Consider the following 19614-nt stretch of genomic DNA (forward strand, 5'->3'; position numbering starts at 1 on the left):
GGCTTACGGCATTCATCAAGCATTTCCATTATGCATTCAGGCGCTTACTCATTCAGACGCTTGCTTATTCAGGCGCTTGCCCACTTCGGCGGCCTTCTCTTGATAATCGGCGGGTGAATAACCAGCGTCTTCCAAGGCCTGCGCCACCTCGGGTGGCATATAGTTTTCATCGTGGCGGGCAAGCACCTTATCCGCCACAAACCGCCCGTCGGCTTGAAGCTTGCCGACCACCACCACGCCCTGCCCCTCTCGAAATAAATCCGGCAGGATACCGTTGTAAGAGACGCCCAGCTCATCGACGTAGTCGGTAATCCGAAACTCGACATCCAGGCTTTGCGGGTCGCGAAATACCGAGCCCTCTTTGACCAGGCCCCCCGCGCGTATGGAGCGCTCAATAGGCGCATCGCCCTGGGCGATCTGCACCGGGCTGAAAAACAGATTGATGTTGGCACGTAACGCATAGAGCGTCAGCCCAATGGCAAGCCCGGCTAACACGATGCCGCCGAGGATGATCAACAGCTTTTGGCGACGTTTAGGTGTCATCGCTATGGCTCGCTTGAAGTGAGTTCGGCGCGGTACTGGTGCTTGGGAGCGGACGCGTTGTTTCACGCCGGGCCCGGCGCTTTAAATCACGGATCAGCAGGCGGCGCTCCATGCGTGCATGCCCAACGCTGGCAATCATTAATAGCGCCGTGACGCCCCAGGCGGCCCATACATAAGGCGCATGCCCTCCCATGGCCAAAAACGCCGAGAACGAGGAAAACGCCATCAGTGCGCCTCCTTGATCAAATCCATGACCCAGCGCTTATTGGCCTCACGGCGCAGGATTTCACTGCGCGTGCGCATCAGCGTCAGGGCGATAAAGAAGCAGTAGAAGCCTAGCACCATGATCAACAACGGCAACCACATTTCAGCGGGCATGGTCGGGCTTGAGGTTACCCTAAAGGTTGCAGGCTGATGCAGGGTAAACCACCAATCAACCGAATATTTGATAATCGGGATATTAATCACCCCGACCATGGCAAGCACCGAGGCGGCCCGCGAGCCGCTGTCACGGCTTGTAAAAGCACCGCGCAAGGCAATGACGCCCAAAAATAAAAACAGCAGAATCAACATCGAGGTAAGTCGCGCGTCCCACATCCACCAGGTGCCCCAGGTAGGTACGCCCCACACCGCGCCGGAGAATAGGGCGACAAACGTCATCACTGCCCCCAAAGGCGCCATAACGGTCGCTGCCATGTCGGCAATCTTGATCTTCCAGACCATAAACACCAGCGCCGCCGCGGCCATGGAGACAAAAATCGACTGCGCTAAAAAGGCTGCGGGCACGTGCACGTAAATGATTCGAAAACTATTGCCCTGCTGGTAATCCGCCGGCGCGAAGGCCAGCCCCCATAGCGTGCCGACAGCGATCAAAAGCAGCGAGACCGTCCAGAACCAGGGCTGTAATTTTCCACTCATTGAGTAGAACCATTTGGGGGAGCCCCACTTATGGATAAAGGTCCACATGGCGTGTCTTTCCTTAACCGTTAATGCTGATGCGTAGCGAAGCGGCTATCGCCCAGGGTGCCAGTAACAGGGACGCGGCTAAAAGTGCTCCCAACATCGCCAGATGGGCGGCAACGCCTTCACCAAGAAGGGCGGCCTGCACCGCGCCTACGCCAAAAATAAGCACCGGGATATACAGCGGCAGTATCAACAGCGACAGCAGCACGCCACCGCGGGCGATCCCCACCGTTAGCGCGGCCCCAATGGCACCAATCAAACTCAAACTGGCGCTGCCTATCGCCAGTGAAAGCGAAAGAACCGCGTAACTTCCGGCCGGTAGTGCCAGCATGATGCCGAGCAGCGGTGCCATCAGCGCAAGCGGTAGCCCGGTGAATAGCCAATGCGCGGCCACTTTGGCCAAGCTCAATATGGCCAGTGGTTGAGGCGCTAACAGCAGTTGCTCCAGGCTGCCATCGTCATAATCGGTGCGAAACAGGCTATCCAGAGACAGCAGCGCGGCTAAAAGCGCGGCCACCCATAAAAGCCCAGGGGCAATAAGCGCCAACATGTCGGGGTCGGGTGAAATACCGATAGGAAACAGCGTCACCACCAGTGCAAAAAATACCAGCGGATTGAGTAGCTCGCCGCGCCGCCGCAGCATCAGCGTTAAATCGCGCTCAAGCGTAGCTTTAAAGGCGATCCAAAGGCTGCCTTGAGCAGGCGCTTCGACAATCACGACGGCTGGCGCAGCGTTGGTGCGTTGCAACGACATCTTCTACCCCAACTGAACGCATCTGACGGTGGACGTTACCGCAAGCGCATGGTGCGTGGTCAATAAAACGCAGCCCCCCGCCTGAACGTGGGCCGCCAGCTGGGCTTCCAACGCCGTCACACCCTGGCGGTCAATGGCCGTAAATGGTTCATCCAGCACCCAGAGCGCACGCCGAGTAAGCGTTAAGCGAGCCAGGGCGACACGGCGTTGCTGACCCGCCGACAGCTGCCCAGCAACGACATCTTCAAAGCCGTTGAGACCCACCTTGGCTAACGCTTCCAAGCGCTGCTCTTCACTGCCTTTATCGCCATTGAGCGCTTGATACCAAGCTAAGTTTTCCAATGGCGAAAGCCCGGCCTTAACGCCGGGGGAATGACCTAGATAAAGCAGATTGGCAAGAAACTGCTCACGGGCTTTACGCAGTGGTGTGCTGTTCCAGTAAAGCTCGCCTTCATACTCGCCTAGTTGACCCGCCAAAATTTTAAGCAGCGTGGTTTTGCCACTGCCGTTGGGGCCTTCAATTCGCAGGATTTCTCCACTGCGAATCTTTAGATCGAGCCCTTCAAATAACCAGCGCCCATCGCGCTCGCAGGCTAATTGTCGTGCTTCCAGGCACAGGCTCAAACGTCTCTCCCAGCGCATTAATAATGGCCAAAACTCTACACGCAAAGCCGCTTTATCGCCAGCCAGGTACCGATTGCTTCAGCAATTAATCAAGCACGCTAACAATGTGAGCAAACCACACGGTTCATGATGAATTGACAAAAACAGCACTACCACTGTATGCAAAAACAGCTGTATACTGAAACCACTGTATGAAAACACATATTAATAAAGTCTGATTTACTACGACTCATGCCTAGGGAAAGGGCGCTGCATTGGAGAACCCAATATGAATATATCGATGTCAGCACCAACACCTGCTTGCCGTTCAGTATTAGGCGCGGGGCTTGGCGCTTCAAAAAGCACGTCCTCTGCACGTGCCGTGTCCGCTTCAGGCCGTATGAAAAGGCACAATACTTACGCGCTTAAAATACGCGGCAACCGACTGCGCGATTGCAACTTATTCGATGGGGATGTCATTATTATTCGGCGTTTTCAACGCGATGCCCATGAAGAAACCGCCGTTGCGCAGATCAACCAGCAGCAAGTCGCTTTAAAGCAGCTCTCTATCAGCCGCTTTGGAGTACATTTATGGCCTGCTGACGCCCAGGCGCCGGATCTCTTTTTGCACAATCGCGATATTCAAGTGTTAGGAATGGTAATGGGGGTGGCTCAGGATAACGCCCACCACCTGGCTACCGATTCTTATGGTCCCATGGAGCATTGATTGCGTTACCGAGTCCCGGATTTACCTGCCGCGCAGTGGCACACCGCTGAAATCGACGTCGAAAAGAGCCAGTTTCTGGCGTGGCTATGCCATGCGCCCGACGTTGGCGCTTTCGGTGCGCTGCTTGAGGCCGCCAGAGCCGCCCATCCCAATGCCAGCCACCACTGCACTGCCTATATAGCCGGGCCTCCCGGCGAGCAAACGTTGATTGGATTTTCGGATGATGGTGAGCCGGGCGGCACGGCGGGCAGGCCGATGTATCAGGTACTTCAGGGCAGCCAGCTGGGTGAAATTGGCTGCGTGGTAATTCGCTACTTTGGGGGCACCAAACTCGGCACCGGCGGCTTGGCTCGCGCCTATGCTCAAGCGGTCAGCCATGCGCTGGAAAGCCTGCCAACCCGTGAAGTGATCGAGCGAGACGCCTACGCGCTGCGCCTTACCTTTGCCAGCGAAGCCATTGCCCGCGCTTGGTGCGATGAGCAGATGATCCCCATTGAGCAGGTCGACTATGATGGCGAAGGCGTCAAGCTAACCATCGGCTGGCCTCGCGATCACACGTTCGACCTATCCCCGCTGGAAAACCGCTTAAAGTGCACCCTGGACGTTAGCCCGGTCACTACCCCCACTTTTTGATTCTATTCCAAGCCCACTATCCCCCAAATCTCCTCCAAAAAAAACGGCTTACGGAGTCAACCGTAAGCCGCGTAGCGAGTAATTACGTTTACACCCGCTGATCTATTTCCGATATGTCCCGGGCCTAGCTCCGCCCTATCCCAAATATTTAATCATGACCCCGGCAGCCACGGCAGAACCGATCACACCAGCCACGTTCGGGCCCATGGCATGCATCAGCAAGAAGTTATGCGGATTCGCTTCAAGCCCGACTTTATTGGCTACCCGCGCAGCCATGGGTACTGCCGATACGCCGGCGGCACCAATCAGTGGGTTAATCGGCATACGGCTCATCAGGTTCATTAGCTTCGCCATTAATACCCCGGCGGCCGTGCCAATTCCGAAGGCCACGATGCCCAACCCCAGAATACCCAAGGTTTCAACCGACAGAAAACTCTCGGCCATCAGCTTTGAGCCCACCGAAAGCCCCAGGATGATTGTTACGATATTGATCAACGCATTCTGAGCGGTATCGGAAAGCCGCTCGACCACGCCACACTCACGCATCAGGTTACCAAAGCAGAACATGCCGAGAAGCGGTGCGGCGTCGGGCAGGAACAGCGCCACAAGAATCAACAGCATCAGCGGGAAAACAATCTTTTCCAGCTTGGACACCGGACGCAGCTGCGTCATCTTGATCTGACGCTCTTTTTCGGTGGTCAACAGCCGCATGATGGGCGGCTGAATCAGCGGCACCAGCGCCATATACGCATAGGCCGCCACCGCGATCGCTCCCAACAGCTCAGGGGCAAGCATGCTTGCGACATAGATCGACGTTGGACCATCTGCCCCGCCGATAATCCCGATCGCGGCTGCCTGATTAAGCGAGAAATCCATTACGCCCATGGAGGTCAGCACAACGGCGCCAAACAGCGTGGCGAAAATACCAAACTGAGCAGCCGCGCCTAAAAACAGCGTGCGCGGATTGGCAAGGAGCGGCCCAAAATCGGTCATCGCGCCGACGCCCATAAAGATCAGCAGCGGCGCAATGCCCGAGGCAATGGCAACCGTATAGAAGTTATACAGCATGCCATTACTGTAACCGACGCTCGCGGCAACATCTTTGGCGGCACGCAATTGGTCCGGCGCTACGTCGCTATGAGCCAGCGCCTTGAGCGCTTCACGCCAGCCTTCAATACCGGCCAAAGGATCTAGCGCGACCCCGAGCGCTGCGCCAATCTGCTGAAGCACGGCAGGCTTGGCCACTTCAATGGCCTGATCCAGCGCTGAAATCGCAAGGCCGGCTTCGGGGATATTGGCAAGAATGCCCCCAAAGCCAATAGGCACCAGCAGCAGCGGCTCAAATTTCTTATGGATCGCCAAATAAAGCAGCAGTAGCCCGACCCCGATCATGACCGCCTGACCAAGCTCAAGATTATAAAGCCCAGAGCCTTCCCATAAGGTGATTAATTTTTCCATTCCCGATATGCCCTTAAAGCTCAATCAGTGCGTCACCAACAGCTACGCTGTCACCTTCGCTAACGTTAACTTTCGATACCGTGCCGGCACTGCTGGCGCGGATTTCGGTTTCCATTTTCATTGCTTCAAGGATGATCACCACATCCCCTTCCGCCACCTGATCGCCTGGGCGTACGTTCACTTTGAAAATATTGCCGGCAAGCGGTGCCTCGATACGCTCACCGCTACTTTCAACCGCCGGTGCTGGCGCTGCACTTGCCGCAGGAGCGGCTTGCTCTTGCACCTGACCAATATCGCCGCCTTCAGAAACTTCCACCACAAACGCTTTGCCGTTGAGCTTTACGGTGTAGGTTTCAGGGCCGCGCGCCGCCACTTGCGTACTGGCTTGGGGGGCTACCGGGGCCTTGGTGGGCTGGTTTTCTGCCGCCTGAGGCGCGGGCTCGAAGGCCTCGGGGTTATCGCGGTTTTTAAGAAATTTCAGGCCAATTTGCGGGAACAGCGCGTAGGTTAAAACATCGTCAATCTCGCGTTCCCCTTCTGCCAAACGCACGTTGTCGGCACTGGCTTTCTGCTTAAGCTCCGCCGCCAACTTGTCCATCTCAGGCGTAAGATTATCCGCCGGACGGCAGGTGATTGGCTGACCGCCTTCCAGTACGCGGGCCTGAAGTTCGGTATCAAACGGTGCGGGCGCCGCGCCATACTCGCCTTTAAGCAGCGCCTGAACTTCTTTAGAAATTGATTTGTAACGCTCGCCCATCATGACATTCATGACCGCCTGGGTGCCGACAATCTGCGACGTCGGCGTCACCAGAGGAATAAACCCCAGGTCTTCGCGCACACGCGGAATCTCGCTGAGCACATCATCCAGCTTATCACCGGCGCCCTGCTCTTTGAGCTGGCCTTCCATATTGGTCAGCATGCCACCGGGCACCTGAGCCACGAGAATGCGCGAATCAATGCCGCGTAGCGAGCCTTCAAAAGCCGCGTACTTTTTGCGCACCTCACGGAAGTAACCGGCAATATCTTCCAGCAGCTCAAGATCCAGCCCGGTATCGCGGCCGGTGTCTTTGAGCATCGCCACAACGGACTCAGTGGGGCTATGGCCATAGGTCATCGACATGGAGGAAATAGCGGTATCCACGTTATCAATACCGGCTTCTACCGCCTTAAGAATGGTCGAGGTAGAAAGCCCGGTAGTAGCGTGGCAGTGTAGATGGACTGGAATAGACAGGTTTTTCTTCAGACGGGTTACCAGCTCAAACGCCGTGTAGGGCGTTAACAGTCCCGCCATATCCTTGATAGCCAACGAGTCTGCGCCCATTGCCGCAATAGTATTTGCAAGATCGACCCAGCTATCCAGGGTATGTACCGGACTGACCGTATAGGAAATGGTCCCTTGGGCATGCCCACCCACCTGACGCACCGCTTTAATGGCACGCTCCAGATTTCGGGGGTCATTCATGGCGTCAAACACACGAAAAACGTCCACGCCGTTAGTCTTGGCACGTTCGACAAATTTGTCGACTACATCGTCAGCGTAGTGGCGATAGCCAAGCAGATTCTGGCCGCGTAACAGCATCGCCTGCGGCGTGTTAGGCATGGCTTCTTTTAGCGCCCGGATACGCTCCCATGGGTCTTCGCCCAGATAACGAATACACGCGTCGAAGGTAGCGCCGCCCCAGGTTTCAAGCGACCAATAGCCGACACGGTCCAGTTTTTCGGCAATAGGCAGCATGTCTTCAAGACGCAGTCGGGTTGCAAACAGCGACTGATGGGCGTCACGCAGCACAACATCGGTAATCCCCAGCGGGCGTTTTGTCTCGTTCATGGCGATAGCTCACACGTTAAAATTATAGATATGTAGTAAAACTAACAAAAAAAGCCGATTTAATTGTCGCAGCGAACAAAATGCGTGTCGCTTATTTCGACGGCGAAGAACGGTAACGATGCACTGCAGCACTGATCGCTGCCTTCACTTCGGCATCCGTATCGGCCTGTGCAGGCGTGCGTACACTCTGCGGCGCCGGCATGACCGGTGTGGGCAGCGGCTGAAAACGCCCCATCAGTTTTGACAACAGCGTGACACTGATGACTAAAACCGTAAGGAAAACAAAAACAAACCCCATCCCCAAGCCCATAATGGCAAGGCCTTCCTGGAGCAGCTCTGAATCCTGCATAACCCCTCTCCTGTTATTAGGCGCTAATCATGTGCCAAAGTCCTATAAAAGCTCCTTGGCGTAATGTAAGTAATACTCTAACCTGCCACACTCAGCATAGATTGCAATCGCGCCATAGTGGAAGTCATGGTTGTTAATTTACTACAAAGTGGAAAGATAGGTCTCGCTCCGATGGAGGGCGTTATTGATGCCCTTACCCGCGATTTATTAACGCGTCGGGCTGGCTTTGATTGGACCGTCACAGAATTTGTGCGCGTCGTTGATACGCGCCTTCCGCCCCGGGTGTTCTATAAACACTGCCCTGAGCTTGAAAAACGCCCGGTAGCCACCCCTAGCGGCATTCCTGTGCATTTACAGCTACTTGGCTCTGACCCAACCGCTCTTGCCGAAAACGCGCGTCAGGCGTTAGCGTTGGGCGCTTTAAGCGTGGATTTGAATTTTGGCTGCCCTGCCAAGCTGGTTAACCGTCACGATGGCGGCGCATCCCTTCTGCGCCGACCTGAACGCGTCTATCAGGCAGTCAAGGCGGTAGCGGATGCTCTTGAAGGCCAGATACCGGTCACCGCCAAGATTCGTCTGGGCTTTTCCAACCGTCAGCTGGCGGTCGCCTGTGCCCAGGCGACTCAGGCGGGCGGCGCCTCCCGGCTGGTAGTGCATGGGCGTACACGCGATGAAGGCTATCGCCCGCCAGCGCATTGGGAGTGGATTGGCCGGGTGCGTCAGCAAGTGTCGATACCGGTGGTCGCCAATGGGGATATCTGGACGCTGGAGGCGTACTGGAAAGCGCGTACGCTGTCAGGCTGCTCTGATGTGATGCTAGGGCGTAGCGCGCTAGCCGACCCCTGGCTTGCGCCACGCATTCGGCATTGGCAGCAAACCGGCGAGCGGTTGCCTGAAACGACATGGCCGATGCGCGCCAGCGTGATCAAAGAGTACGCTCGCCTACAGCGCCAACATTTGCCTGACCGCATCGTGGTGTCACTGGTGAAACAGTGGCTTGCCCAAATGCGTCAAGGCAATGAAGAGGCCAACCAGCATTTTCAGCGCGTTAAACGCCTAACCGACCTGGACACCCTGCTTCAAAGCTTGGTGCCTGATACAACGCCTGCTGAGCGGCTCGCTGTCAGCATCTAACCCTCTGGACAAAAAAAAGCGCCCTCGCAATACGCGGGGCGCTCTAAACGATCCAAGAACGTGGCGCGAGCCGCCACGATCAGGCTAGAAACAGAAAACCCGCTCTCATTGAAGAGAACGGGTTTGAAATCTGGCGCGCCCGGGAGGATTCGAACCTCCGACCCCCTGATTCGTAGTCAGGTACTCTATCCAGCTGAGCTACGGGCGCTTTAGGTGATGCAAGTGCTTACAAAGTACATAGTGACTTAATGCTTTACATCAAGTTAGAAGATGGCGCGCCCGGGAGGATTCGAACCTCCGACCCCCTGATTCGTAGTCAGGTACTCTATCCAGCTGAGCTACGGGCGCATCTTCTATTGTGCTATTGGCGGAGAGAGAGGGATTCGAACCCTCGATAGGGCTATAAACCCTATACTCCCTTAGCAGGGGAGCGCCTTCAGCCACTCGGCCACCTCTCCTCAACGGCACGGCGCGAATATTACCGATTTCAGCAGCTGCTGTCCATACTTATGTCGATTTTTTTTCGCACCGGCTTTAGTTTGCCGTTTAGACGCCCTGTAGTAGGCGTAATAAAGGCGGCCATTTACTCTGTTTCGCTTTCACTATTGCGCTCACGCTGAATGCGCTGATAAATCTCTTCACGGTGTACAGCAACGTCTTTCGGCGCGTTAACGCCAATACGTACCTGGTTACCTTTCACACCTAGCACTGTGACGGTGATTTCATCACCGATCATCAGCGTTTCGCCAACACGGCGGGTTAGGATGAGCATGGCTGATCTCCTTCTCAGACGTTTTTATACAACGGGTTGTGTCCGCCAGAAGCGCCACTACGCCATTATGCGGCATAGCAGCGCCTTCACCAATGGCTCTGGCTCCATGACACCTAAACCTCCCGTTGAAAGAAAGCTCACCACCAACGGTAGCGAGTACCTCTTCAGCGTAGAAGGTTTAAGGCATAAATGTTATTCAGATTCTATATTTGCTTTATCCAAACCATATGCTTTGTGTAAGGCATTAACTGCTAATTCCATATGCTTTTCATCAATCACGACTGAAATTTTAATCTCAGAGGTGGAAACCATACGAATATTGACGTTTTCGTCGGCCAATACACGGAACATTTTCGAGGCAACGCCTGCATGCGAGCGCATGCCGACACCGACCAGGGATACTTTAGCGATATTATCATCGCCACGCAGCTCACCACCGCCCAAATCGGGAATGACGGTTTCTTCGATCAGCTTCTTGGTGGCTTTGTAATCGCCTTTGGCAACCGTAAAGGTGAAATCGGTGTAATCACCTGCCGGCGCCACGTTCTGCACGATCATATCGACTTCGATATTGGCATCGGCGATAGGACCCAGAATACGTGAGGCAACACCCGGAACATCAGGGGTATGGAGCAGGGTCAGTTTGGCTTCGTTTTTGGTAAACGCGATTCCTGAGATCAGCGGTTCTTCCATGGAGTCCTCGTCTTGGTCAGAATCTGCAACAATTAAGGTACCGGGGCCATCTTCAAAGCTCGACAGTACCCGCAGGGGAACGTTGTATTTGCCGGCAAACTCTACGGCACGGATTTGCAGTACTTTAGAGCCCAGGCTTGCAAGCTCGAGCATTTCTTCAACCGTAATGCTTTCCAGACGCTGCGCTTTAGTGCACACGCGGGGATCAGTGGTGTAAACCCCATCGACATCAGTATAAATCTGACACTCGTCCGCATTAAGCGCAGCGGCTAGTGCAACACCGGTAGTATCGGAGCCACCACGGCCAAGCGTTGTGATATTGCCTTCTTCATCAACGCCTTGAAAACCCGCGACGACCACTACCTGTCCAGCATCAAGATCGGCTTTAAGATCATCGGTTTCAATGCGTTGGATACGCGCCTTGGTATGCGCGCTGTCGGTATGAATACCGATCTGGGCCCCCGTGTGCGAGGTCGCCGGCACGCCGATCTGCTGAAGCGCCATGGCAAGAAGCGAAATCGTTACCTGCTCACCGGTTGAGAGCAGCATATCCATCTCACGCGGGGCGGGGTCCTCATTTAACGCATGGGCCATATCGGTTAGTCGGTTAGTCTCTCCGCTCATTGCAGAGACCACCACGACGATCTGGTGTCCCTGATCACGAAAGCCTTTAACCTTTTCCGCTACGGCCTTAATACGGTCGACAGAGCCCACCGAGGTGCCGCCGAACTTCTGTACGTATAGTGCCATATGCCGTTTTTCCTATTCGTTCGGGAATGGAGGATGAAACGTAATTTAAATGAACAAAAGGCCGGTCGCTATAATGCCACCGGCCTTGGGTTTAGCTAAGTATATTTTCAAGCCACGCCGGGACACTGCTCAAGGCGTCGGGTAAGCCATCTGGCTGGCTGCCCCCTGCCTGCGCCATGTCGGCACGGCCACCACCTTTACCTCCTACCTGCGAGGCAACATGGTTAACCAGCTCACCCGCCTTCACACGTTGGGTAAGATCCTGCGTCACGCCTGCAATTAGGCTGACTTTACCGGCAGCCTTATCAGCCACACCCAGGATAATCACGCCTGAGCCGATTTTATTTTTCAGCTGATCGAGCACGCCGCGCAGATCTTTACCGGAAACGCCTTCCAGCTGGGTCGCCAGCAGCTTAACGCCGTGGATCTCTTGCGCCTGGCTCAACATATCGCTGCCTGCGGCGCTGGCAAGCTTGGCTTTTAACTGTTCAAGCTCTTTTTCCAGGCTGCGGTTACGCTCAACTAGCGACTCGACGCGGCCTTCGACCTGCTCAGGCTTGGTTTTCAAACGCTCGCCCAGACGCTGCACGCGGGCTTCCTGCTCACGGAAGTAGGCCAGTGCATTCTCGCCGGTAATAGCTTCAATCCGGCGAACGCCGGATGCGATACCGACTTCGCTGATAATGTGGCAACAGCCGATATCACCACTTCGGCTTACGTGGGTACCGCCACACAGCTCAATAGAGAAGCCGTCTGCACCAATGGTCAACACGCGTACGTTTTCCGCGTATTTGGCTTCAAACAGCGCGGCCGCGCCTTTAGCCTTGGCTTGATCCAGGCTCATCTGCTCGGTTTTCGTTGGCGCATTGGCAAGAATCTGCTCATTTACCAGGCGCTCAACTTCCGCTAACTGCTCGGCGGTCATTGGCTCAAAATGGCTAAAGTCAAAGCGCAGACGCTCAGCATTGACCAGCGAGCCTTTCTGCTGAACGTGATCACCCAGCACCATACGCAGGGCTTTATGCAGCAGGTGGGTGGCTGAGTGGTTGCGGATCGTTGCCGAGCGCAGGCTGGCATCGACCTGCCCTTTCACGCTTGCGCCAACGTTAAGCGCGCCCTCCACCATGACACCCTGATGCAGGTGATGACCGCTCTGCTTTTGCGTGTCGGTGACCTGAAAGCGGCCGCCTTCCACATATAAGTAGCCGGTATCGCCTACCTGGCCGCCGGACTCACCGTAAAACGGCGTACGATCCAGCACCACGGTGCCCTTCTGGCCGGCTTCCAGCGCCGCCAGGGCATTGCCTTCGCTATCCACAATGGCGGTTACGGTGGACTGGTCTTCCAGACGGTCATAGCCGGTAAAGCTGGTTTCGCCGTCAAGCTCGATAGAGGCACTGTAGTCGGCACCGAACTGGCTGGCAGCACGAGCACGCTCACGCTGCGCTTCAAGCTCACGCTGGAAACCTTCTTCATCCAGCGTGACGTTACGCTCGCGGCAAACATCGGCAGTGAGATCAAACGGGAAGCCGTAGGTATCGTAAAGCTTAAATACCGTTTCACCGGAGAGCATATTGCCCTCAAGCTCTTCAAGCGCCGCGTTCAGCAATCCCATTCCGTGGTCAAGGGTACGGGCAAACTGCTCTTCTTCCTTCAATAGAACGCGGGCAATCTGCGCACGCGCCTCACGAAGCTCAGGGTAGGCTTTGCCCATCTCGGCATCCAGCGCATCCACAAGCATATGGAAGAACGGCTTGGTCGCGCCCAGCTTGTGGCCATGGCGAATTGCCCGACGGATAATACGCCGCAGCACGTAGCCACGGCCTTCGTTAGACGGCAGTACACCGTCGGCAATCAGGAAAGCACACGAACGAATGTGGTCTGCAATAACGCGCAGCGAAGGTGTCGCGGTATCCGCATGTCCGGTCGCTTTGGCGGCCGCCTGAAGCAGGTTCTGGAACAGGTCGATCTCGTAGTTGGAGTGAACGCCCTGCATTACCGCGGCGACCCGCTCAAGGCCCATGCCGGTATCGATAGACGGCTTAGGCAGCGGGTTCAGCGTACCCTGGGCGTCGCGGTCAAACTGCATGAAGACCAGGTTCCAGATCTCGATATAGCGGTCGCCATCTTCATCGGCACTGCCGGGAGGTCCGCCCCATACGTCAGGACCATGATCAAAGAAGATTTCCGAGCTGGGGCCGCAAGGGCCGGTATCGCCCATCTGCCAGAAATTATCTTCATCCAGCCTGGAGAAGCGTTCCGGATCAATACCGATTTCGTCTTTCCAGATCCGCTCGGCTTCGTCGTCGCTAATGTGTACCGTCACCCAAAGCTTCTCTTTGGGAAGTCCTAAAGTTTCGGTTAAAAATGTCCACGCGAAGCGAATGGCATCATGCTTGAAGTAATCGCCAAAGCTGAAGTTACCCAGCATTTCGAAAAACGTATGGTGGCGCGCCGTGTAGCCGACGTTGTCCAGATCATTATGCTTCCCCCCCGCGCGCACACAGCGCTGGGCAGAAGTTGCACGCACATAGGGGCGTGGATCGCGGCCAAGGAAGACATCCTTGAACGGCACCATGCCTGCATTGGTAAACAGCAGTGTGGGGTCGTTACCCGGCACCAGCGAGCCTGTGGGGACGATAGTATGTCCCTGCTCTTCAAAAAAGGATAAAAAAGCCTGTCTAATCTCTGCGCTTCTCATAGGGTATCCGTAACATTAAAGCATGATGCCCCAGGGCGCTGTCGCCGCTACCCGCTGGGGTCGCAAAAGCGCCATTATAGCGCAGTTGTCAAACGACTAAAGCGGCAGTTAGTGGCTAATAGCTAAAGACGTAAGAAAACGATCAGGCACAATAGTGATAAAAGAAGGCTTTACAAGCAAGAGAGCGCGTAACGAATTTGTTCAAAATCGAAACCACGCGAGGCAAGAAAGCGCTCACGTTTGGCGCGCTCTTTTGGGGTATCACCGGGGGAGGAGAAGCGCCGCGCCAGGGTGGCACTGGCAAGCTCAAACCAGTCAACGCCTTCGTTTTCTTCCACGGCGACGAGCGCGTTGCTTAAAATTTCCTGATCAATGCCACGCTGGCGGAGTTCACCTTTAATGCGTATGACGCCTTGACCACGAATAATACGTGAACGAATAAAACTTTCGGCAAAGCGCACATCCGACTGAAGCCCCTGTTCTTCCAGGGTATCCAGGCACGCCTCAATGTCTGCGTTCTCGAAAGCTTTCTTGGTTAGTCTTTGCGCTATCTCAGCGCGAGAATACTCGCGCCGAGATAGCAGCTGAAGTGCTATGTCGCGTGGGGTTGCATCACGTGACGAAGCAAACATACGATTTACAGCAGGTCGTCGTCAGCATCAGCGGCGACATCAGCCGCTGGCGCTTCTTCTTTTTTCGGGTCAGGCTTGGCAAGCAACTGCTCCCGGATCTGGCTTTCGATCTCTTGCATGATTTCCGGATGCTCTTCAAGGTACTGGGCGGCGTTTGCCTTACCCTGACCAATCTTGTTGCCTTTATAGCTGTACCAGGCGCCTGCCTTGTCGACCAGGTTGCACTGCACGCCCAGATCAACTACCTCACCAGCATGGTAAATACCCTTGCCGTACAGGATCTGGAACTCGGCCTGACGGAACGGCGGTGCTACCTTGTTTTTAACCACTTTAACGCGGGTTTCGTTACCGGTGACTTCATCACCCGATTTTACGGAACCGGTACGGCGAATATCGAGCCGCACGCTGGAGTAAAACTTCAGCGCGTTACCGCCCGTCGTGGTTTCCGGGCTACCAAACATCACGCCGATCTTCATGCGGATCTGGTTGATAAACACCACGAGGCAGTTGGCGTTTTTGATATTACCGGTGATTTTACGCAGCGCCTGAGACATCAAACGCGCCTGCAGACCTACATGGGTATCACCCATTTCGCCTTCGATTTCAGCACGCGGCGTCAGCGCGGCAACGGAGTCGATAATGATCACGTCAACGCCGCCCGAGCGGACCAGCATATCGGTGATTTCAAGCGCCTGCTCACCGGTGTCCGGCTGAGATACCAGCAGGTCATCCAGGTTAACACCCAGCTTTTCTGCATAGCTTGGATCAAGGGCGTGCTCGGCATCAACGAACGCACATACCTTGCCCTGCTTCTGTGCTTGAGCAATGACCGACAGGGTCAGCGTGGTCTTACCCGACGATTCCGGTCCAAAAATCTCTACAACCCGGCCAAAGGGCAAACCACCAATGCCAAGAGCGATGTCCAAGCCTAGCGAGCCAGTAGACACTGACGGCATGACGACACGCGGAGCGTCGCCCAAGCGCATCACCGTGCCTTTACCAAACTGGCGATCGATCTGACTAAGTGCGGCGTTTAGCGCTTTCGTACGGTTGTCATCCTGAGCCATGCAAACACCCTCATCACAAACTGTATAATTACACAGTATTATGCCAAAAATTTGCTGGTAAACAAATCCTCAACGTCGTTTTTAACGATTATTTCTCAACCTCGCCTTCCCCAGAAGCATCCAGGCGCGCTACCAGGCCTGCCAACGCCTCGCGTACCGCCTGCTCGCGTACTGCCTGACGGTCTCCGGGAAAATGAAAACATTCCGCCTGCTGATGGGCCATATCTCCCCAGGCAAGCCAAACGGTGCCCACTGGTTTTTCTGGACTGCCCCCATCAGGCCCCGCCACACCGCTTACTGCAACACCTAGCTGAGCACCGCTTTCCTGGCAGGCGCCTACTACCATAGCTTTTACCACCGCCTCACTGACAGCACCTTCAGCTTCCAGTGTAGCGGCTGACACACCCAGCAGGCGTGTTTTTGCCGTATTCGCATAGGTAATATAGCCCGTTGTAAAATAAGCCGAGCTTCCCGCCGCCGAGGTAATGGCACTGGCGATGCCACCGCCCGTACATGACTCCGCCGCGGTTATTTCTATCTGACGCTGCTGACAGACCCGCCCAAGCCGCTGCGCCAGAAGTGACAAATCAAGATTTTTAAGGCTGGATACGCTAGGGGGCATGGTCGCTCCTTCATGTAGGACATCAGTTCAGCGTAGAATACTGCGTTTAGCTTTCTCAAAGAAATCGCTCAAAGAAATCGCTCAAAAGTACGTAACCCAAGAATGTAGTTAAAAAGGTAGTAAAGAGCGTATTTCAAAGCACATATTTCAAGAACATGCCGCAAGCCACGCTGGCCTGCGCCACGCTCAATCAGGACGCCCATGTCACAGGCCATTCCCCCCAACACGCCAATGATCACGCAGTATTTAAAGATCAAACGTGAACACCCCGAGGTACTACTGTTCTACCGCATGGGGGATTTTTACGAGCTGTTTTTCGACGACGCCAAACGCGCTTCAGCCCTGCTGGACATTACGCTCACCCAGCGCGGCCAGTCAGGCGGCAAACCGATCCCCATGGCTGGCATCCCCTATCATAGCGCCGAGGGCTATCTCGCCCGCCTGGTAGCTACCGGTGAGTCGGTCGCCATTTGTGAGCAGATTGGCGACCCAGCTACCAGCAAAGGCCCCGTCGAGCGCCAGGTAGTGCGTATTGTGACACCCGGCACCCTGCACGATGAGGCCCTGCTCGATGCCCGACGTGACAACGTGCTGGTGGCCCTGGCACCTGGCAGCGATCGCTGGGGACTTGCCTGGCTTGAGCTTTCCAGCGGACGTTTTAGCGTGCTGGAAGTAGACAGCGAAGCTGAAATGCTCGCCGAGCTGACCCGCCTCTCTCCCGCTGAACTACTGATCCCCGAGAGCTTAACGCTTCCCGACATTTGGTCACAAAAGCGTAGCTTACGCCGACAGGGCGAGTGGCTTTTTGATCTGGAAAGCGCCAATCGCAGCCTGTGCGATCAGTTTGAAGTGCAGGATTTGCGCGGGTTTGGCTGCGCTCACCTGACCACTGCCCTTGTCGCCGCTGGCGTACTGATCGATTACGCGCGTGACACACAGCGCTCGCGCCTGCCCCACGTCACCGCGCTGAGCGTCGAAAACCGCGATGACGCGGTAGTGATCGATGGCGCCAGTCGGCGCAATCTGGAGATTGATATCAACCTGGGCGGCAGCGCCGACAATACGCTGGCCAGCGTGCTGGACACCTGCACCACCGCAATGGGCTCAAGGCTACTGAAGCGCTGGCTGAATCGCCCGCTGCGCCAGCGCGAGACGGTACAGGGCCGCCAGGCCGGCGTTGCGCTATTAAGCCTGGACGCCGCCTATATGACGCTGCGCGACACGCTCAATGATGTTGGTGATGTCGAGCGTATTCTGTCGCGCGTTGCGCTGTATAGCGCCCGGCCACGCGATTTGGCGCGCCTGAGAGATGCCCTCAATACCCTGCCCACACTTGAGCAGCAGCTAAGTGACGTTGAAAGTGGCAGCGCTCTGGACAACCTGCGCCCGCATATCCGCCCCTATCCCGACATCGCCGACACGCTCAACCGGGCGCTGATTGAGAACCCGCCCGTGGTTATCCGCGATGGCGGTGTGATTGCCGATGGCTTTGACGCCGAGCTTGACGAGCACCGCGGCATGGCCGAAAACGCCGGCAGCTACCTGGTCAAGCTTGAACTGCGTGAACGTGAACGTACCGGACTTGCCAACCTGAAGGTCGGCTACAACCGCGTACACGGCTACTTTATCGAGCTGCCCCGCTCTCAGGCCCAACAGGCTCCGGCTGACTATATTCGCCGCCAAACGCTGAAAAACGCCGAGCGATTTATCATCCCGGAGCTTAAAGAGTTCGAAGATAAGGCGCTATCGGCCAAGTCGCGCGCCTTGACCCGTGAAAAGTGGCTGTACGATCGCCTATTGGGCGAGCTCAACGAAAACCTGACCGCTTTGCAGGGCACCTCCCGAGCGCTTGCCGAACTGGACGTACTGTGCGCTTTTGCCGAGCGCGCCGAGGCGCTCAACTGGGTGCGCCCAACGTTAAGCGATGCCACCGGCATTACGATTACCGCAGGCCGTCATCCGGTCGTGGAGCAGGTAAGCGATAAGCCGTTTGTGCCCAACGATGTGGTGCTCACACCCGAGCGGCATATGTTGATTATCACCGGCCCCAATATGGGCGGTAAATCTACCTATATGCGCCAGACGGCACTAATTGCACTGCTGGCCCATAGCGGTAGCTTTGTGCCCGCGGATGCGGCTGAAATAGGCCCTATCGACCGGATCTTTACCCGCATTGGTTCATCGGATGATTTAGCGGGTGGTCGCTCGACGTTTATGGTCGAGATGACCGAAACTGCGAATATTTTACATAATGCGACCGAACAAAGCCTGGTACTCATGGATGAAATTGGCCGGGGCACGAGTACCTTTGATGGTCTTTCGCTTGCCTGGGCAAGTGCCGAGCACCTCGCCCAGGCGCACGCGCTTACACTTTTTGCCACTCACTACTTTGAAATGACAGCGCTGCCTGACCAGGCCGAAGGCGTGGCCAATATTCATTTAACCGCCACCGAACATGGCGACAGCATTGTGTTTATGCATCGCATCGAGGCGGGCCCGGCAAGCCAAAGCTATGGCTTGCAGGTAGCCCAGCTGGCGGGTGTGCCCACGCATGTCATCAAACGTGCCAGGGAAAAATTGATTGCGCTTGAACAGCGCGATGTGAACACGCATCAGGCACGCTCTGCTGGCGTATCGGAACATTACCCTCAGGCAACACCCGCGCCTCAGCAGAACGATTTGTTTGCCAGCACGCCGCACCCGGTTGTCGAAGCGCTTGAGCGCGCGGATGTAGACGATTTATCGCCCCGTGAAGCGCTGGCGCTGATTTATCAATGGCGGGATCTGCTGTAATTGGCGCAAGAGAAGACGCTCAGAGCTTGCCGTTAGGTATAGGCACCACTAGAATGTCGCCCATACTTTTTAGCTTATAAAAAACGGCTGTTTTATAACCATTCACGATTGACCATGACCGGACTGTACCTCCGGTCCCGCAAGAGGGATAGCGCGATGACGTTTGTCGTTACCGAAAACTGCATCCAATGCAAATACACCGACTGTGTCGAAGTTTGCCCGGTCGACTGCTTTTACGAAGGCCCCAACTTCCTGGTGATTCACCCGGATGAGTGCATTGATTGCGCCCTATGCGAGCCGGAGTGCCCTGCAGAGGCCATCTTCTCTGAGGATGAGCTGCCGGATGGGCAGGAACAGTTTATCGAGATCAATGCTGAACTGGCCGAAGTATGGCCCAACATAGCTGAAAAGAAAGATGCCTTGCCGGATGCCGAAGAGTGGGATGGCAAGAGCGGCAAGATCGAGAAGCTTGAGCGCTAATAAAAACGGCGCAACAGCATTTCCTAAGAACCAGCGTCCGCGCTGGTTTTTTTGTTTCTGTCTGACCATCTAGCGAATGCTTGCTTACAACGCAAAAGAGCCACCCTGGGGC

General features: G+C 55.6%; 19 protein-coding genes and 3 tRNA genes. 5 read left to right on the forward strand and 17 right to left on the reverse strand.

What is annotated here, in order from left to right; genetic code table 11:
• Positions 1 to 48 precede the first annotated feature (48 nt).
• Genes ccmE through ccmA form a run of 5 tightly spaced genes read right to left on the reverse strand, consistent with a single transcriptional unit; the run spans position 49 to position 2884 of the window.
• Positions 49 to 543: a cytochrome c maturation protein CcmE gene (ccmE, locus tag ACT3R7_RS16550; RefSeq protein ID WP_192537385.1), complete on the reverse strand. Its 495-nt coding sequence runs from the start codon at positions 541 to 543 to the stop codon at positions 49 to 51.
• A complete protein-coding gene (ccmD, locus tag ACT3R7_RS16555) occupies positions 533 to 769 on the reverse strand; it encodes a heme exporter protein CcmD (RefSeq protein ID WP_192537386.1) in 237 nt (78 codons plus the stop codon). The genes ccmE and ccmD overlap by 11 nt, the downstream gene beginning before the upstream one ends.
• Positions 769 to 1509, reverse strand: a complete 741-nt coding sequence (locus tag ACT3R7_RS16560; RefSeq protein WP_192537387.1) for a heme ABC transporter permease — start codon at positions 1507 to 1509, stop codon at positions 769 to 771. The genes ccmD and ACT3R7_RS16560 overlap by 1 nt, the downstream gene beginning before the upstream one ends.
• Before the next feature lie 13 nt (positions 1510 to 1522).
• Entirely contained in the window at positions 1523 to 2260 is a 738-nt protein-coding gene (ccmB, locus tag ACT3R7_RS16565; RefSeq protein ID WP_192537388.1) for a heme exporter protein CcmB, read from the reverse strand.
• Positions 2261 to 2263: 3 nt separating this feature from the next.
• Positions 2264 to 2884 (reverse strand): cytochrome c biogenesis heme-transporting ATPase CcmA, encoded by a 621-nt coding sequence (gene ccmA / locus ACT3R7_RS16570; RefSeq protein WP_192537389.1) that lies wholly within the window; start codon positions 2882 to 2884, stop codon positions 2264 to 2266.
• Positions 2885 to 3152: 268 nt separating this feature from the next.
• Between ccmA and ACT3R7_RS16575 the strand changes: the two genes are divergently transcribed.
• Positions 3153 to 3590 (forward strand): LexA family protein, encoded by a 438-nt coding sequence (locus ACT3R7_RS16575; protein ID WP_018918031.1) that lies wholly within the window; start codon positions 3153 to 3155, stop codon positions 3588 to 3590.
• Positions 3591 to 4223 (forward strand): IMPACT family protein, encoded by a 633-nt coding sequence (locus ACT3R7_RS16580; RefSeq protein WP_192537390.1) that lies wholly within the window; start codon positions 3591 to 3593, stop codon positions 4221 to 4223.
• A 135-nt stretch (positions 4224 to 4358) separates the two neighbouring features.
• Here the strand turns inward: ACT3R7_RS16580 and ACT3R7_RS16585 are convergent, their stop codons facing one another.
• From ACT3R7_RS16585 to ACT3R7_RS16595, 3 genes are all read right to left on the reverse strand, one after another.
• A complete protein-coding gene (locus tag ACT3R7_RS16585) occupies positions 4359 to 5681 on the reverse strand; it encodes a sodium ion-translocating decarboxylase subunit beta (RefSeq protein WP_192537391.1) in 1323 nt (440 codons plus the stop codon).
• A 13-nt stretch (positions 5682 to 5694) separates the two neighbouring features.
• Positions 5695 to 7509, reverse strand: coding sequence for a sodium-extruding oxaloacetate decarboxylase subunit alpha (oadA, locus tag ACT3R7_RS16590; protein WP_192537392.1), 1815 nt, complete (start codon positions 7507 to 7509; stop codon positions 5695 to 5697).
• Between the two features lie 91 nt (positions 7510 to 7600).
• Complete coding sequence (locus ACT3R7_RS16595) at positions 7601 to 7858, reverse strand: OadG family protein (RefSeq protein WP_192537393.1); 258 nt, start codon at positions 7856 to 7858, stop codon at positions 7601 to 7603.
• Positions 7859 to 7984: 126 nt separating this feature from the next.
• On the opposite strand from ACT3R7_RS16595, the gene ACT3R7_RS16600 reads away from it, so the two are divergent.
• Positions 7985 to 8992, forward strand: coding sequence for a tRNA dihydrouridine synthase (locus tag ACT3R7_RS16600; protein ID WP_225736080.1), 1008 nt, complete (start codon positions 7985 to 7987; stop codon positions 8990 to 8992).
• Positions 8993 to 9123: 131 nt separating this feature from the next.
• Here ACT3R7_RS16600 and ACT3R7_RS16605 read toward each other — a convergent pair.
• The 9 genes from ACT3R7_RS16605 to ACT3R7_RS16645 all read right to left on the reverse strand — a co-directional run bounded on the left by ACT3R7_RS16605 (position 9124) and on the right by ACT3R7_RS16645 (position 16229).
• A tRNA-Arg gene (locus ACT3R7_RS16605) sits at positions 9124 to 9200 on the reverse strand.
• A gap of 63 nt (positions 9201 to 9263) precedes the next feature.
• Positions 9264 to 9340: transfer RNA gene (locus ACT3R7_RS16610), tRNA-Arg, on the reverse strand.
• Between the two features lie 17 nt (positions 9341 to 9357).
• Positions 9358 to 9450: transfer RNA gene (locus tag ACT3R7_RS16615), tRNA-Ser, on the reverse strand.
• Positions 9451 to 9575: 125 nt separating this feature from the next.
• Complete coding sequence (csrA, locus tag ACT3R7_RS16620) at positions 9576 to 9764, reverse strand: carbon storage regulator CsrA (RefSeq protein ID WP_018918037.1); 189 nt, start codon at positions 9762 to 9764, stop codon at positions 9576 to 9578.
• 192 nt (positions 9765 to 9956) lie between these two features.
• A complete protein-coding gene (locus ACT3R7_RS16625) occupies positions 9957 to 11207 on the reverse strand; it encodes an aspartate kinase (protein WP_496199304.1) in 1251 nt (416 codons plus the stop codon).
• Between the two features lie 91 nt (positions 11208 to 11298).
• Positions 11299 to 13908, reverse strand: coding sequence for an alanine--tRNA ligase (gene alaS / locus ACT3R7_RS16630; protein WP_192537394.1), 2610 nt, complete (start codon positions 13906 to 13908; stop codon positions 11299 to 11301).
• 170 nt (positions 13909 to 14078) lie between these two features.
• Entirely contained in the window at positions 14079 to 14540 is a 462-nt protein-coding gene (locus ACT3R7_RS16635; protein ID WP_192537395.1) for a regulatory protein RecX, read from the reverse strand.
• A gap of 5 nt (positions 14541 to 14545) precedes the next feature.
• Complete coding sequence (gene recA, locus ACT3R7_RS16640; protein WP_192537396.1) at positions 14546 to 15607, reverse strand: recombinase RecA; 1062 nt, start codon at positions 15605 to 15607, stop codon at positions 14546 to 14548.
• A gap of 88 nt (positions 15608 to 15695) precedes the next feature.
• Positions 15696 to 16229 carry a CinA family protein gene (locus tag ACT3R7_RS16645; protein WP_192537397.1) on the reverse strand — a complete coding sequence of 178 codons (534 nt, stop codon included), beginning with the start codon at positions 16227 to 16229 and terminating at the stop codon, positions 15696 to 15698.
• Positions 16230 to 16430: 201 nt separating this feature from the next.
• Between ACT3R7_RS16645 and mutS the strand changes: the two genes are divergently transcribed.
• Together mutS and fdxA are read left to right on the forward strand one after the other, a co-directional pair.
• Positions 16431 to 19022 carry a DNA mismatch repair protein MutS gene (gene mutS, locus ACT3R7_RS16650; RefSeq protein ID WP_496199305.1) on the forward strand — a complete coding sequence of 864 codons (2592 nt, stop codon included), beginning with the start codon at positions 16431 to 16433 and terminating at the stop codon, positions 19020 to 19022.
• Between the two features lie 156 nt (positions 19023 to 19178).
• On the forward strand, positions 19179 to 19502 hold the full coding sequence (gene fdxA, locus ACT3R7_RS16655) for a ferredoxin FdxA (RefSeq protein WP_192537399.1): 324 nt from the start codon (positions 19179 to 19181) through the stop codon (positions 19500 to 19502).
• Positions 19503 to 19614 lie beyond the last annotated feature (112 nt).

Source organism: Halomonas sp. AOP43-A1-21 (assembly GCF_052376775.1).
In the GTDB taxonomy this organism is placed as follows: domain Bacteria; phylum Pseudomonadota; class Gammaproteobacteria; order Pseudomonadales; family Halomonadaceae; genus Vreelandella; species Vreelandella colorata.

Excerpts from the sequence above, each read along its gene's own strand:
- ccmE (WP_192537385.1), bottom strand. The coding sequence starts at position 543 with ATGACACCTAAACGTCGCCAAAAGCTGTTGATCATCCTCGGCGGCATC.
- ccmD (WP_192537386.1), bottom strand. The coding sequence starts at position 769 with ATGGCGTTTTCCTCGTTCTCGGCGTTTTTGGCCATGGGAGGGCATGCG.
- ACT3R7_RS16560 (WP_192537387.1), bottom strand. The coding sequence starts at position 1,509 with ATGTGGACCTTTATCCATAAGTGGGGCTCCCCCAAATGGTTCTACTCA.
- ccmB (WP_192537388.1), bottom strand. The coding sequence starts at position 2,260 with ATGTCGTTGCAACGCACCAACGCTGCGCCAGCCGTCGTGATTGTCGAA.
- ACT3R7_RS16575 (WP_018918031.1), top strand. The coding sequence starts at position 3,153 with ATGAATATATCGATGTCAGCACCAACACCTGCTTGCCGTTCAGTATTA.
- ACT3R7_RS16585 (WP_192537391.1), bottom strand. The coding sequence starts at position 5,681 with ATGGAAAAATTAATCACCTTATGGGAAGGCTCTGGGCTTTATAATCTT.
- oadA (WP_192537392.1), bottom strand. The coding sequence starts at position 7,509 with ATGAACGAGACAAAACGCCCGCTGGGGATTACCGATGTTGTGCTGCGT.
- ACT3R7_RS16595 (WP_192537393.1), bottom strand. The coding sequence starts at position 7,858 with ATGCAGGATTCAGAGCTGCTCCAGGAAGGCCTTGCCATTATGGGCTTG.
- ACT3R7_RS16600 (WP_225736080.1), top strand. The coding sequence starts at position 7,985 with ATGGTTGTTAATTTACTACAAAGTGGAAAGATAGGTCTCGCTCCGATG.
- csrA (WP_018918037.1), bottom strand. The coding sequence starts at position 9,764 with ATGCTCATCCTAACCCGCCGTGTTGGCGAAACGCTGATGATCGGTGAT.
- ACT3R7_RS16625 (WP_496199304.1), bottom strand. The coding sequence starts at position 11,207 with ATGGCACTATACGTACAGAAGTTCGGCGGCACCTCGGTGGGCTCTGTC.
- alaS (WP_192537394.1), bottom strand. The coding sequence starts at position 13,908 with ATGAGAAGCGCAGAGATTAGACAGGCTTTTTTATCCTTTTTTGAAGAG.
- ACT3R7_RS16635 (WP_192537395.1), bottom strand. The coding sequence starts at position 14,540 with ATGTTTGCTTCGTCACGTGATGCAACCCCACGCGACATAGCACTTCAG.
- recA (WP_192537396.1), bottom strand. The coding sequence starts at position 15,607 with ATGGCTCAGGATGACAACCGTACGAAAGCGCTAAACGCCGCACTTAGT.
- ACT3R7_RS16645 (WP_192537397.1), bottom strand. The coding sequence starts at position 16,229 with ATGCCCCCTAGCGTATCCAGCCTTAAAAATCTTGATTTGTCACTTCTG.
- mutS (WP_496199305.1), top strand. The coding sequence starts at position 16,431 with ATGTCACAGGCCATTCCCCCCAACACGCCAATGATCACGCAGTATTTA.
- fdxA (WP_192537399.1), top strand. The coding sequence starts at position 19,179 with ATGACGTTTGTCGTTACCGAAAACTGCATCCAATGCAAATACACCGAC.